This is a genomic window from Actinomadura sp. NAK00032 (genome assembly GCF_013364275.1).
In the GTDB taxonomy this organism is placed as follows: Bacteria; Actinomycetota; Actinomycetes; order Streptosporangiales; family Streptosporangiaceae; genus Spirillospora.
In genome coordinates this window covers 4831715-4845396 of sequence record NZ_CP054932.1, presented here as the reverse complement: position 1 = coordinate 4845396, position 13682 = coordinate 4831715, and the positions used below count along the sequence as shown (strand labels likewise).

10 protein-coding genes are annotated in these 13682 nt (G+C 76.8%); 7 read left to right on the top strand and 3 right to left on the bottom strand.

What is annotated here, in order from left to right; translation table 11 throughout:
• Positions 1 to 40 precede the first annotated feature (40 nt).
• From HUT06_RS22560 to HUT06_RS22545, 4 genes are all read left to right on the top strand, one after another.
• Complete coding sequence (locus HUT06_RS22560; protein ID WP_176197550.1) at positions 41 to 1813, top strand: glycoside hydrolase family 15 protein; 1773 nt, start codon at positions 41 to 43, stop codon at positions 1811 to 1813.
• Positions 1814 to 1891: 78 nt separating this feature from the next.
• On the top strand, positions 1892 to 4957 hold the full coding sequence (locus tag HUT06_RS22555; protein WP_217711399.1) for an FAD-binding and (Fe-S)-binding domain-containing protein: 3066 nt from the start codon (positions 1892 to 1894) through the stop codon (positions 4955 to 4957).
• A gap of 64 nt (positions 4958 to 5021) precedes the next feature.
• Positions 5022 to 5501 carry a MarR family winged helix-turn-helix transcriptional regulator gene (locus HUT06_RS22550; RefSeq protein WP_176197548.1) on the top strand — a complete coding sequence of 160 codons (480 nt, stop codon included), beginning with the start codon at positions 5022 to 5024 and terminating at the stop codon, positions 5499 to 5501.
• 108 nt (positions 5502 to 5609) lie between these two features.
• Entirely contained in the window at positions 5610 to 6335 is a 726-nt protein-coding gene (locus HUT06_RS22545) for a DUF4142 domain-containing protein (RefSeq protein WP_176197547.1), read from the top strand.
• 43 nt (positions 6336 to 6378) lie between these two features.
• Here the strand turns inward: HUT06_RS22545 and HUT06_RS22540 are convergent, their stop codons facing one another.
• The gene (locus HUT06_RS22540; protein ID WP_176201547.1) at positions 6379 to 7185 is read right to left on the bottom strand and encodes an NAD-dependent protein deacetylase; all 807 of its coding nucleotides are present in this window, start codon (positions 7183 to 7185) and stop codon (positions 6379 to 6381) included.
• Positions 7186 to 7477: 292 nt separating this feature from the next.
• Between HUT06_RS22540 and HUT06_RS22535 the strand changes: the two genes are divergently transcribed.
• Positions 7478 to 8746 (top strand): beta-ketoacyl synthase, encoded by a 1269-nt coding sequence (locus HUT06_RS22535; RefSeq protein ID WP_176197546.1) that lies wholly within the window; start codon positions 7478 to 7480, stop codon positions 8744 to 8746.
• Positions 8747 to 8774: 28 nt separating this feature from the next.
• Here the strand turns inward: HUT06_RS22535 and HUT06_RS22530 are convergent, their stop codons facing one another.
• Both HUT06_RS22530 and HUT06_RS22525 read right to left on the bottom strand, forming a co-directional pair.
• Entirely contained in the window at positions 8775 to 9149 is a 375-nt protein-coding gene (locus HUT06_RS22530) for a hypothetical protein (RefSeq protein WP_176197545.1), read from the bottom strand.
• Positions 9150 to 9195: 46 nt separating this feature from the next.
• Positions 9196 to 9642, bottom strand: coding sequence for a porin PorA family protein (locus HUT06_RS22525; protein WP_176197544.1), 447 nt, complete (start codon positions 9640 to 9642; stop codon positions 9196 to 9198).
• Between HUT06_RS22525 and nirB the strand changes: the two genes are divergently transcribed.
• Both nirB and HUT06_RS22515 read left to right on the top strand, forming a co-directional pair.
• Positions 9641 to 12154: a nitrite reductase large subunit NirB gene (gene nirB / locus HUT06_RS22520; RefSeq protein ID WP_176197543.1), complete on the top strand. Its 2514-nt coding sequence runs from the start codon at positions 9641 to 9643 to the stop codon at positions 12152 to 12154. The two genes, HUT06_RS22525 and nirB, sit on opposite strands and share 2 nt — an antisense overlap.
• On the top strand, positions 12151 to 13641 hold the full coding sequence (locus tag HUT06_RS22515; protein WP_176197542.1) for an FAD-dependent oxidoreductase: 1491 nt from the start codon (positions 12151 to 12153) through the stop codon (positions 13639 to 13641). Before nirB ends, HUT06_RS22515 begins: the two co-directional genes overlap by 4 nt.
• Positions 13642 to 13682: the final 41 nt, after the last annotated feature.

Genomic DNA, 13682 nt, shown 5'->3' with positions numbered 1-13682 from the left:
GCCGATCATTGGCCGCCGCGCCGCCGGGTAGTGCAGGGGCATGCTGACCGACCCCGCGGCGCGGCTCGCCGCCCTGCCCAAGGCCCTGCGCGACTACGCCCTCATCGCCGACGGCGAGCGCGGCGTCCTCGTCGGCCCGCACGGCGAGCACGCCTGGATGTGCTTCCCCCGCTGGGACTCCGAACCCGCCTTCGGCGGCCTGCTCGGCGGGCCGGGCGGCTACCACGTCCAGCCGGTCGGCGACCGGTTCGTCTGGGGCGGCTACTACGAGGACCGCGGCCTCATCTGGCACAGCCGCTGGGTCACCGGGGACGGCGCGATCGTCGAGTGCCGCGAGGCGCTGGCCCGCCCCGCCCGGTCCGACCGCGCCGTCGTCCTGCGCCGCTGCCGCGCCGTCCGCGGCGGCGCCCGGCTGCGCGCCCTGCTGGACGTGCGGCCCGGCGGCGCCCGCATGCGGGACCTGCACCACCACGCCCCCGACTGGACGGCCCGCGCCGGCGGTGCCCGGATCCGCTGGCGCGGCGCCGGCGAGGCGCTCGTGCGGGAGGGCGCCGACGGCGGCGCCGTCCTCGCCGTGACGTTCGACCTCGCCGAGGGCGAGTCCCGCGACCTGGTCCTGGAGATCGCCGCCGAGTCCGCCGCGGAGCCCCCGGCGGACCTGGACCCCGGCGCGCTGTGGGAGGCCACCGAACGCGACTGGCGGGCGGCCGTCCCCTCCTGCGACGACACCGCCGCGCCCCGCGACGCCCGGCTGGCCTACGGCGTGCTGACCGGGCTGACCAGCGCCGCCGGCGGCATGGCCGCCGCCGCGACGACCGCGCTGCCCGAACGCGCCGACGAGGGCCGCAACTTCGACTACCGCTACGCCTGGATCCGCGACCAGTGCCTGGCCGGGCACGCCGTCGCCGCCCACGGCGGCCCCCCGCACGTGCTGCGCAGCGCCGCCGGCTTCGTCACCGCGCGCATCCTCGCCGACCGCGACCGGCTCCGCCCCGCCTACACCGTCGCCGGGGGCGAGGTGCCCGGCCGGCGCCGCAGCACGCTCCCCGGCTACCCCGGCGCCACCGCCGTCACCGGCAACCGGGCGAGCGAGCAGTGGCAGCTCGACGCCGTCGGCGAGGCGCTGCTGCTGCTCGCCACCGCCGCCGAGCACGACCGGACCGAACCCGGCGCCCGCGAGGCCGCCCGCGTCGCCGCCGGCACCATCGCCCGCCGCTGGCACGAGCCCGGCGCCGGCATCTGGGAGACCGAGGACCGGCTGTGGACCCACTCCCGGCTGATCTGCGCGGCCGGGCTCCGGCAGGCCGCGCGCGTCCTCGCCGGCCCCGCCGACGCCGCCGCCTGGACCCGCCTCGCCGACGCGATCCTCGCCGAGACCTCCCGCACCGCACTCGCCCCCGGCGGCCGCTGGCGGCGCGCCGCCGACGACGACCGGGTGGACGCCGCCCTGCTCATCCCGCCGCTGCGCGGCGCGCTGCCCGCCGACGACCCGCGCAGCACCGCGACCCTGGAGGCCGTCCGCGCCGACCTCGTCCAGGAGGGGTTCGTCTACCGGTACCGGGTCGGGGACGAGCCGCTCGGCGTCGCCGAGGGCGCCTTCACCCTGTGCGGGTTCGTCCTCGCCCTCGCCGAGCACCGCGCCGGCGACACCGCCCGCGCGCTCGGCACCTTCGAGCGGACCCGGTCCGGCAGCGCGACCAGCGGCCTGTTCTCCGAGGAGTACGACGTCCGGCAGCGGCAGCTGCGCGGCAACATCCCGCAGGCGTTCGTGCACGCCCTGCTGCTGGAGACCGCGAGCCGCATCGCGGACTGACCCGCGCCCCCGGCCCCGGCCGGCGCCGGGGCGGCGGCGGGGACGGTTGCGGCCGTCCCTCCGGGTATGCGTTGCCCCATGGCAGTTTCGGCAGAGCACAAGGAGTCGGCAGAGCACAAGGAGTGGGACGCGCTGCGGCGCGCTCTCACCGAACGAGTGGACGGAGAGGTCCGGTTCGACCCCGGGTCGCGCGCGGCCTACGCGCACGACTCCTCCAACTACCAGCAGCCCCCCATCGGGGTGGTGGTGCCGAGGAACGTCGAGGCCGGCGCCGAGGCCGTGCGGGTCTGCGCCGAGCACGGCGCGCCGGTCCTGTCGCGCGGCGGCGGGACGAGCCTGGCCGGCCAGTGCGTCAACATCGCCGTCGTGATCGACTGGTCGAAGTACTGCCGGAAGCTGGTCTCGGTCGACCCCGCGGCCCGCCGCGCCGTCGTGGAGCCCGGCGCGTGCCTGGACGACCTGAACGCCGAGCTGTCGGCGCACGGGCTGATGGTCGGGCCCAAGCCGTCCACGCACGACACCTGCACCATCGGCGGGATGATCGGCAACAACTCCTGCGGCGCGTCCGCGCAGGCGTACGGGAAGATGGTCGACTCCGTCGTCCGGCTGGAGGTCCTCACCTACGACGGGCTCCGGATGTGGGCGGGGGAGACCTCCGACGAGGAGTACGCCCGCGTCCAGGCCGGGGGCGGGCGCCGCGCCGAGATCTACCGGGCGCTGCGCGAACTGCGCGACGACGGCATGGAGCTCATCCGCACCCGCTACCCCGGCATCCCGCGCCGCGTGTCCGGCTACAACCTCGACTCGCTGCTGCCCGAGAAGAACTTCGACGTCGCCCGCGCGCTCGTCGGCTCCGAAGGCACCCTCGTCACCGTGCTGCGCGCCGAGATCGAACTCGTCCCCGTCCCGCCGCACCAGTCGCTCGCCGTCCTCGGCTACGACGACATCCCCGGCGCCGGCGACGCCGTGCAACGCATCCTGCCGTTCAGGCCCCTGGCCCTGGAGGGCATGGACGAGCGGCTCCTCGACCTGGCCAAGCAGCACCACCTGGCCGGGCCGCGCGTCGTCGAGGACATGCCCGAGGGCGGCGGCTGGCTGATGGTCCGGTTCGGCGGCGACACCAAGGACGAGGCCGACGAGCGCGCCCGCGAGCTCCTGGAGCACATGGAGAACGGGCCGAACCCGCCGCGGCACACCTTCGTCCGCGACCCCGCGGAGGAGGAACTGCTCTGGCAGGTCCGCGAGGCCGGGCTCGGCGCCACCGCCTACCCGCCCGGTCGCCCCGACACCCACGAGGGCTGGGAGGACGCCGCCGTCCCGCCCGAGCGGCTCGGCGACTACCTGCGCGACTTCCGCGCCCTCGTCCGCGAGTTCGGCTACGGCCCCGTCTCCCTCTACGGGCACTTCGGGCAGGGCTGCGTCCACACCCGCATCCCGTTCGACCTGGAGGACGAGAGGGGCGCCGGGAACTACCGCCGGTTCATCGAGCGCGCCGCCCGCATGGTCGCCGGCTACGGCGGGTCCCTGTCGGGCGAGCACGGCGACGGCCAGTCCCGCGCGGAGCTGCTGCCGATCATGTTCGGCGACGAGGTGATCCGGCTGTTCGAGCGGTTCAAGGCGGTCTTCGACCCGGGGAACCGGATGAACCCCGGCAAGATCGTCCACCCGCACCGGCTGGACGACGACCTCGACCACCTCGCCTACGACCCGGCCGAGCCCGGGACGCACTTCGCCTACCCCGACGACCACCACCGCTTCACCCACGCCGCCGCCCGCTGCGTCGGCATCGGCAAGTGCCGCGCCTCCTCCGGCGGCGTCATGTGCCCGAGCTACCGGGCGACCGGGGAGGAGGAGCACTCCACCCGCGGCCGCGCCCGCGTCCTGATGGAGATGATGCGCGGCATGCCCGGCGGCGAGGGACGGGACGGCGGCACGCCGAACCCCGCCGTGCCCGGTCCCGGCGGCGCCGCCGTCATCACCGACGGATGGCGGTCCAAGGACGTCCGCGACGCCCTCGACCTGTGCCTCGCCTGCAAGGGCTGCCGCAGCGACTGCCCCGTCAACGTGGACATGGCCACCTACAAGGCCGAGTTCCTCGCCCACCACTACAAGGGCCGGATCCGGCCGCCCGCGCATTACACGATGGGGTGGCTGCCGCTGTGGGCGCGGCTCGCCGCGTTCGCGCCCCGCGCCGCCAACACCGCCGCGCACCTGCCCGGCCTGAGCGGCGCCGCCAAGCGCGCCGGCGGCATCGCCCCCCAGCGCGACATCCCGCGGTTCGCGCCCGAGCGGTTCACCGACTGGTTCAAGCGCCGCCCCGCCCCCGGCGGCGCCGCCCCCGGCGACTCCGGCGGCCGGCGGGTCGTGCTGTGGCCCGACACGTTCACCAACAACTTCCACCCGCACATCGGCAAGGCCGCCGTCCGCGTCCTGGAGGCGTCCGGGTACCGGGTCGAGGTCCCGCCCGTCGCGCTGTGCTGCGGCCTGACCTGGATCTCCACCGGCCAGCTCGGCGTCGCCGCCCGCGTCCTGCGCCGCACCGCCCGGGCGCTGGCGACCCGGCTGCGCGAGGGCGTCCCGGTGGTCGGGCTGGAGCCGTCCTGCACCGCCGTGTTCCGCGCCGACGCCCCCGAGCTGATGGAGGGCGACCCCGCCGAGGACGACGTCAAGCGCCTGCGCGACCAGACCAGGACCCTCGCCGAGCTCCTCGACCAGCACCAGCGGGAGTCCGGCGGCGCCTCGCCCCTCGCGGCCCGCGGCACCGTCGCCGGGCTCGACTCCCCGGCGGTCCGCGCGATCGCGCAGCCGCACTGCCACCAGCACGCCATCATGGGGTTCGGCGCCGACCAGCGCGTCCTGGAGCGCGCCGGCGTGGACGCCGAGACCCTCGACGTCGGGTGCTGCGGCCTGGCCGGCGACTTCGGCTTCGAACGCGGCCACTACGAGGTGTCGGCCAAGGTCGCCGAGCAGGGCGTGTGGCCCGCCGTCCAGGACGCCGGGCCGGGCACGGCCGTGCTCGCCGACGGGTTCTCCTGCCGCACGCAGATCGAGGCGGGCACCGGCGCCCGGCCCCGCCACCTCGCCGAACTCCTCGCCGACCTGCTCCCCGGCGACCGGCCGGACCGGGGCGGCGGGCGGCGGTGACCGCCTGCCGGAACGCTCCCGGGCGCGTTGGCGCGCGCGGGGCCCGGCCCTGTAGAAAGTGGTCATGAACGAGGACGCGGACGCGGGCGTCGACGAGGTCACCTCGGCGCTGCTCACCGCCTCCCGGCTGCTGGTGGCGGTCTCGGCGCGGTCCCTGGCCGCCGTCGAGGACGCCGTCACGCTGCCGCAGTTCCGGCTGCTGGTCGTGCTGTCCTCGCAGGGGCCGTCCAAGCTCGTCACGCTCGCCGGGCTGCTGGAGGTCAACCCCTCCACCGCGATGCGGATGGTGGACCGGCTCGCCGCCGCCGGCCTCGTGCGCCGCGAGGCCAGCCCGCGCAGCGGCCGCGAGGTCCGCATCCAGGTGACCGCCGCCGGCCGCGCGATCGTCGACGACGTCACCGCCCGCCGCCGCGCCGAGATCTCCGGGGTCGTCGCCGGGATGCCGGCCGGGCAGCGCCGCGCCCTCGTCGCCGCGCTGCGCGCCTTCACCGAGGCGGGCGGGGAGCCGCCGGTCACCGCCGTCGCCCAGCTCGGCTGGACCTGACCCTCCGGCCGCCCCCCCCGCTCCGGGACCCGTCGCGTCGAACCCGGCGGACGGGACGCGCGTACTGCTGCCGTGACGCCGTTTCCCCCGACCGGAAGGCGGTCCCGGATGCCCCGCCCCCGACCGGCCGCCGCACCGGCCGCGGCCGCGCTGGCCGCCGTGCTCGCCGCAGGCCTGCCGCTCAGCGCCTGCCAGCCCGCCGGCCGGCAGGCCACCGACGGCGCCGCGGTCGCGCCGAAGGCCGGCGATGAGGCCGCGGCCCGGTCCACCGTCACCACCGACTGGGGCCCGCTCGGCCCCGCCGACCGCGACGTCCTCGTGCGGGTCCGGCGGGCCGCGCTGTGGGAGATCCCCGTCGCCCGCCAGGCCCAGCGCCGCGCCGCCCGGCCCGCGACCCGCCGCGCGCTCGCCGCGTCCGCCGCGCGGCACGCCCGGCTCGACCGGCTGAACCGGCAGGCCGCCGCCCGGCTGGGCGTCCCGCTGCCGGACCGGCCCGGCTCCGACCAGCAGAGCTGGATGTCGGAGATCACCGGCAAGTCCGGCAACGACTACGACAAGACCGCCGTCGCGCGGATGCGGATGGCGCAGGGCCTGCTCTACACCGAGCTTGGCGCCGTCCGCGCCGCCACCCGCAACACCCTCGTGCGGCGCTTCGCCGAGCAGGCCCAGCCACTGGTCAACGAGCAGATGAGGCAGCTGGAGGGCACCGGGTTCGTGACCGGCGACACGCTGCCCGACCCGCCCGCCGTGGCCGACCCGCCGCCGCCCGCCCCGCCCGGCGCGCGGGCGTCCGCGGCGCCCGCCGCGACGGCCCTGCCGGGCACCGGCGGCTGACCTGACGGGGGCCGGCCCTGCCGGACACCCACCGGAGGCGGGCCTACCGCCCCAGCTCGTCGAGGAGGGCCGTGAGCGTCGCGCCGAGCGGCGCGTCCACCGTCACCAGCGCGTGCTCGTCGCCGCGCGTCGCGCCCCGGTTCACGATCGCCACCGGGACGCCGTGCCGCGCCGCGTGCCGGACGAACCGGTACCCCGACAGCACCGTCAGCGACGACCCGAGCACCAGCAGCGCCCCCGCGCCCTCGGTCAGCGCGTAGCAGTCCCGCACCCGGGCCGGCGGCACGTTCTCGCCGAAGAAGACCACGTCGGGCTTGAGCGGGCCGCCGCACCGCTCGCAGCCCACCAGCCGGAACCCCGCCACGGCCGCGTCCGGCAGGACCGCGTCGCCGTCCGGGTTGATCGCCTCCGCGCGCGCCTCGAAACCGGGGTTGGCCGCCCGCAGCCGCGCCTCCAGCGCCGCGCGCGGGCTCCGCGCGCCGCACGCCAGGCACACCACCCGGTCCAGCGCCCCGTGCAGCTCGATCACCCCGGCCGCCCCGGCCGCCTGCTGCAGCCCGTCGACGTTCTGGGTGATGATCCCGGCGAGCAGGCCGCGCCGCTGCAGCTCGGCCACCGCCCGGTGGCCCGCGTTCGGGCGGACCGCCGCCATGTGCCGCCAGCCGAGATGGCCGCGCGCCCAGTACCGGCGCCGCGCCGCCTCACTGCCGGTGAACTCCTGGTAGGTCATCGGATGCGCGGGCCGCCGGCGCCCCGTCTCACCGCGGTAGTCGGGAATGCCCGACTCGGTGGACAGGCCCGCGCCGCTCAGCACCACCACCTCGCCGTCCCCGACGAGATCGGCCAGCAGCCGCGGCCCGTCGGCCCCCGCCGCCCCCGCGTGCCCCGCCTCCGCCGTGCTCCCCGTTCCCGCCGTGCTCCCCGCACCCGCCGCGTTCTCCACAACCTGCGTCACCCCTCCATGGTGCACGACCGCGGCGAGTGGGCGACGGAACGCCTGGTCGCGCTGTGGCCCGTGTCACCCGCGTGACAAAAACCGCCAGGAGAATGTGCACGGCGTGGCAAGTTCCCGCGTGCGCCGCCGCGCTAGCTTTCCGGAGCCCCGCGCCCCTGCGGGAAACCCCCGGACCGCGAGGTGACGGATGACCGCTGAGCAGCGCCCCGACGGGACGCCCCGCGTCGTGGTGACCGGGTTCGGGGTGAAGAGCCCCGCCGGCGGCACGCCCGCGGAGGTGCTCGCGACCGTCCTGGCGGGCAAGTCGCAGGCCGTCCACGTCCCCGAGCTGCTGGAGGCCGGGACCGCGGTGTCGTTCGGCTGCCCCGCCCGGCCGCTGGACGAGGACCGCTACTTCACCCGGCCCGAGCGCCGCCGCCTCGACCGGATGACCAAGCTCGGCGTGGCCGCCGCCGACGACGCCGTCGCCGACGCCGGGTCCGGCCCCGGCGGCGGCCTTCACGCAGACCCGGCCCGCCGCGCCGTCTACGTGGGGACCGCCGCCGCCGGGCTCGCCGCCACCGTCGCGCTCGGCGGCCACGAGCACGCCGGAACCCTCGACCGCGTCCCCGTCCCCGCCGTCCCGAGGATCATGCCGAACGCCGTCGCCGCGAACGTGTCCATCCGGCACGGCTGCCAGGGGCCCTGCCTCACCTTCTCCACCGGCTGCGCCAGCGGCGCCACCGCGATCGGCGAGGCCGTCCTCGCCATCCGCGCCGGCCGGATCGACGCCGCCGTCGCCGGCGGCGTCGACGCGATCCTCACCCCGTTCGCGATGGCCGCGTTCGCGCGCATCGGCGCCCTCGCCCGCCGCGACCCCGCCCCGCACACCGCCGGCCGCCCCTTCGACGCCGGCCGCGACGGGTTCGTCGTCGGGGAGGCCGCCGCGTTCCTGGTGCTGGAGCGCGCCGACCGCGCCGCCGCGCGCGGCGCCCGCATCCACGGGGAGGTCGCCGGGTACGGGTGCGCCGCCGACGCCGCGCACCTCGTGCGGCCCCGCCCGGACGGCGCCGTCGCCGCCCGGTGCATGGCCGCCGCGCTCGCCGACGCCGGGCTCGCCGCCTCCCGCGTCGGGCACATCAGCGCGCACGCCACCGGCACCCGCGGCAACGACGGCGCCGAGGCCCGCGCGATCGACCGCTGCTTCGGCGGCCGCACCCCGCCCGTCACCGCCACCAAGGGCGTCACCGGGCACGTCCTCGGCGCCGGCGGCGCCCTGCAGGCGATGGTGGCGCTGCTGAGCGCGGCGGACGGGCTCGTCCCGCCCACCGCCAACTTCGCCGCCCCCGACGCCGAGACCGCGCTGGTCGACGTCGTGCACGGCGAGCCGCGGGCGATCGCGCCCGCCGCGCCCGCGCTGTCGAACTCGTTCGGGTTCGGCGGGCACGACGCGACGCTCGTCCTCGCCCCCGCCTGAGGCCCCGGGGCGGAGGAGCGGCGGCCGGTCAGCCGCCGTCGCCGGTGTGCGGGTTCTCCAGCTGGAAGAAGTTGCTCTGCGAGCCGTCCTTCTTGTGCTCCTGGTAGATGAAGTTCAGCTCCCGCTCGTCGAACGTGAGGAACCAGTCGTCCCAGGAGATGTGCTCCAGGTTCTCGCCGCCGTAGCCGGGGAAGTCGAACAGCAGCCGGCCCGGCCGGCCGCCGTAGTCGCTGCCCGGCACGGTCGACGGCTCCGCGCCGCGCTCCTCCGCCCAGTGGCGGATGGCCTCGTGGTCGGTGGTGACCAGGCTCTTGCCGGGCCGCTCCTCGTGCTCGCGCGCCGAGCCGACCTCCTGCTCGTAGCGGTGCTCGCCCCGCACGGGACGGTGCTGCGACTCGCCCATCGCGATACCCCCTTCTCCGCGGACGGTTCTGGCCTGTCCGTGCGTCCTACCCGCCCATCCGGGGCCTAACGGGCGGCCGTGCGGCGGGTGAGCGGCGGCCGCGCGCGGTGAGCGGCAGCCCAGCCGCGGCGAGCAGGACTCCCGCGCCCGGGCCCTGCCTGGGGCGCAGCGTCGACAGGACGTGCTGCCGCTGGTCGATCGGCGCGCCCGTCCGCGGGTCCGCCCAGAACGTCCCCTCGGCCTCGTAGTAGCGGTCCACCGGCACGGCCGGGCCACCCTCGGGACGGCCGAGCAGCTCGGGCGGGACGGCGGGCAGCTCCCCGGCCGGCTTCGTCTCCGGTATGCGCTGGGTGAAGCGGTGGGCGCGGACGCCGCCGGCGCCCGGCAGGAACGCGCCGAACCGCCGGGCCCGGGCGAGGTGAGCTCCAGTTAACGCGCGGGTGACACCGGTGATCCCTCCGGGAAATACGGGCCGCCGAGCATCGGGGTTCATGGGAGCCGACAGCACACCGGACAGGCGGCTGGTCGTGGCCGGGCACGGGCCGGCCGCGCACCGCCTCGTAGAGGCCCTGCGCGCACGCGACGCCGCCGGGACCTGGACCATCACCGTCATCGGCGAGGAGCCCCGGACCGCCTACGACCGGGTCGCGCTGACGACGTACCTGGAGGGCGCCGACCTCGCCTACCCGCGGCACGGCGGCGAGGTCGCCGTCCGCACCGGCGAGCGCGTCACCGCGATCGACCGCGCCGCCCGCACCGTCGCGACCTCGGCCGGGGACGCCGTCCCCTACGACGCGCTCGTCCTGGCCACCGGGTCGGCGCCGTTCGTGCCGCCGGTCGACGGCGCGGACCTGCCCGGCGTGTTCGTGTACCGCACGATCGACGACCTCGACGCGATCCGCGCCTACGCGCGGGGCAGGGGCACCGGCGCCGTCATCGGCGGCGGCCTGCTCGGCCTGGAGGCGGCCCGCGCCCTGCAGGGCCTCGGGCTGCGCGCCGGGGTGGTGGAGGTCGCGCCGTGGCTGATGCCGCGCCAGCTCGACGAGGGCGGCGGCGCGATGCTGCGCCGCCACATCGAGGGCCTCGGCCTGAGCGTCCGCACGGGCGTGCCCATCCGCGCGCTGGAGCCGGGGGAGGACGGCGCCGTCCGCCGCGTCGTCCTCGACGACGGCACCGAGGTCGAGGCGGAGGTCGTGGTGTTCTCCGCCGGCATCCGGCCGCGCGACGAGCTCGCCCGCGGCTGCGGCCTTCCGGTGGGGGAGCGCGGCGGCGTCGCGGTGGACGCGGCGTGCCGCACCGAGGACCCCGCCATCTGGGCGATCGGCGAGTGCGCGCTGGTGGGCGGCGCGGCCGGCGGCACCGTCTACGGGCTGGTCGGGCCGTGCTTCTCGATGGCCGAGGTCGTCGCCGACCGGCTCCTGTCGGACGCGAGCACCGCCGTGTTCGAGGGCGCCGACATGTCGACGAAGCTGAAGCTGATGGGCGTCGACGTCGCCGGCTTCGGCGACCCGTCGGCCGGGCCGGAGCGGGGCGCGCTCGGCGTCACCTACACCGACCCCGTCGCCGGGGTCTACAAGAAGCTCGTCGTCAGCGACGACGCGCAGACCCTGCTCGGCGGCGTCCTCGTCGGCGACGCCGAGTCCTACGGCACGCTGCGCGCCCTCGTCGGCGGGAGCCTGCCGGGCGCGCCCGAGCAGCTGCTGTTCGGCGGGACCGAGACCGCCGGCGGCGACCTGCCCGGCGCGGCCGTCATCTGCTCCTGCAACAACGTCACCGCCGAGGGCATCCGCTGCGCGATCTCCGAGCACTCCCTGACCGACGTGCCCGGCGTCAAGGACCGCACCCGCGCCGGGACGAGCTGCGGCAGCTGCGTCCCGCTGGTCAAGCGCATCCTGGACGCCGAGCTGACCGCCGCCGGGATCGAGGTCAGCCGGGCGATCTGCGAGCACTTCGCCTACAGCCGCGCCGAGCTGTTCGACATCGTCCGCGCCGGGCGGGTCGCCAGCTTCACCCAGCTCGTGGAGGAGCACGGGACGGGCCGGGGCTGCGACATCTGCAAGCCCGCCGTCGCGTCCATCCTCGCCAGCCTCGGCAACGGCCACATCCTGGAGGGCGAGCAGGCCGCGCTGCAGGACACCAACGACCACTTCCTGGCCAACCTGCAGAAGAACGGCACCTACTCGGTCGTGCCGCGCGTCCCCGGCGGCGAGATCACCCCCGACAAGCTCATCGTGATCGGCGAGGTCGCCCGCGACTTCGGCCTCTACACCAAGATCACCGGCGGGCAGCGGATCGACCTGTTCGGCGCCCGCGTCGAGCAGCTCCCCGAGATCTGGCGGCGGCTCGTCGACGCCGGGTTCGAGTCCGGCCACGCCTACGGCAAGGCGCTGCGGACGGTGAAGTCGTGCGTCGGGTCCACCTGGTGCCGGTACGGCGTCCAGGACTCGGCGGCCATGGCGATCCGCCTCGAACTGCGGTACCGGGGCCTGCGCGCCCCGCACAAGCTGAAGTCGGCGGTGTCGGGCTGCGCCCGCGAGTGCGCCGAGGCGCAGAGCAAGGACTTCGGCGTCATCGCCACCGAGAACGGCTGGAACCTCTACCTCGCCGGGAACGGCGGCATGCGGCCCCGCCACGCCGACCTGTTCGCCACCGACCTCACCGACGCGGAGCTGCTCCGCTGCATCGACCGGTTCCTGATGTTCTACATCCGCACCGCCGACCGGCTGCAGCGCACCGCGACCTGGCTGGAGTCCCTGGACGGCGGCCTGGACTACCTCCGCGAGGTCATCGTGGACGACCGGCTCGGCATCTGCGCCGAACTCGACGCCGCGATGGAGCGCCACGTCGCGTCCTACACCGACGAATGGCGCGGCACCCTCGACGACCCCGAGCGGCTCCGCCGGTTCGTGTCCTTCGTCAACGCCCCGCGCACCCCCGACCCGAGCATCGCCTTCGAGGTCGAGCGCGACCAGATCAAGCCGCTCCCGCTGGAGGTGAAGCGATGACCGGCGCGGGAACCGCGCGGGCCGGGGACGGCGGCCGCGTCGTCGTGGTCGGCAACGGGATGGCCGGGTCCCGGCTCGTCGGGGAGCTGCGCGCCCGCGACGCCGCCGTCCCGATCACCGTGTTCGGCGCCGAGACGCAGGCCCCCTACAACCGGGTGCTGCTGTCGAACGTCCTCGCCGGGGTGACGCGGCCCGACCACATCGGCCTGGTCGACGCCGCCTGGTACGCCGCCCACGGCGTCGACGCCCGGCTCGGCGTCGAGGTCACCCGCGTCGACCGCGCCGCGAAGACCGTGCACGCCTCCGACGGCACCGCCACCCGCTACGGGACGCTGGTCCTCGCGACCGGCAGCACCGCGTTCATCCCGCCGATGCCGGGCCTGCGCGACGGGCTGCCCGAGGGCGCGCAGGTGTTCCGCACGCTGGACGACTGCCGCCGCATCACCGAGCTGGCCGCCGCGGCGCGCCGCGCGGTCGTCGTCGGCGGCGGCCTGCTCGGCATCGAGGCCGCGCGCGGCCTGGCCGGCCGGGGCCTGGAGGTCACCGTCCTGCACCTGGCCGGGCACCTCATGGAGCGCCAGCTCGACCCCGCCGCCGGGAGGGTCCTGGCGCGGACCCTCGCCGCGCTCGGCATCGGGACGCGGCTGCAGGCCGACGTCACGGGCCTGCGCACCGCCGGCGGCGCCGTCACCGGGGTCGAGCTGGCCCGGCCCGGCGGCGGTACCGAGGTCCTCGCCGCCGACCTGGTCATCCTGTCCTGCGGGGTGCGGCCCGAGGTGGGCCTCGCCCGCGGCGCCGGGCTCGCGGTCGGCCGCGCCGTGCTCGTGGACGACGAGCTGCGCTCGGTCACCGACCCGTCCGTCCGCGCCATCGGCGAGTGCGCCGAGCACCGCGACGAGGTGTACGGGCTGGTCGCGCCCGCCTGGGAGCAGGCCGGGGTGCTCGCCGGGCTGCTCGCCGGCACCGACCCGGCCGCCCGCTTCACCGGCGCCCGGCAGATCACCCGGCTGAAGGCCGCCGGGATCGAACTGGCCTCGATGGGGGAGACCCACTTCGGCGACGACGACGAGGACGTGGAGGTCGTCCGGTTCACCGACGCCGCCCGCGGCACCTACAAGAAGGCGGTGATCCGGGACGGCCGGCTGATCGGCGCGATCCTGCTCGGCGAGACCTCCGCCGCCGGCACCCTCACCCGGCTCTACGACCGCGCCGCGCCGCTGCCCGCCGAGCGCCTCGGGCTGCTGTTCCCCGGCATGTCCGCGGCGGCGGAGGCCGAGTCGCCGGTGCGGATGCCGGACGCCGCCACCGTCTGCCACTGCAACAACGTCAGCAAGGGGGAGATCCGCGCCTGCTGGCAGTCCGGCGCCCGCACCGCCGCCGGCGTCGCCCGCGCGACCCGCGCCGGCACCGGCTGCGGCGGCTGCCGGGACGCCGTCGAGGGCATCCTCGGCTGGCTCGACGGCCAGGAGTCCGCCGACGTGGCGTGAATAACTCGAACAGCACTGTTCAAGTTCTGTGCGATCCGGGC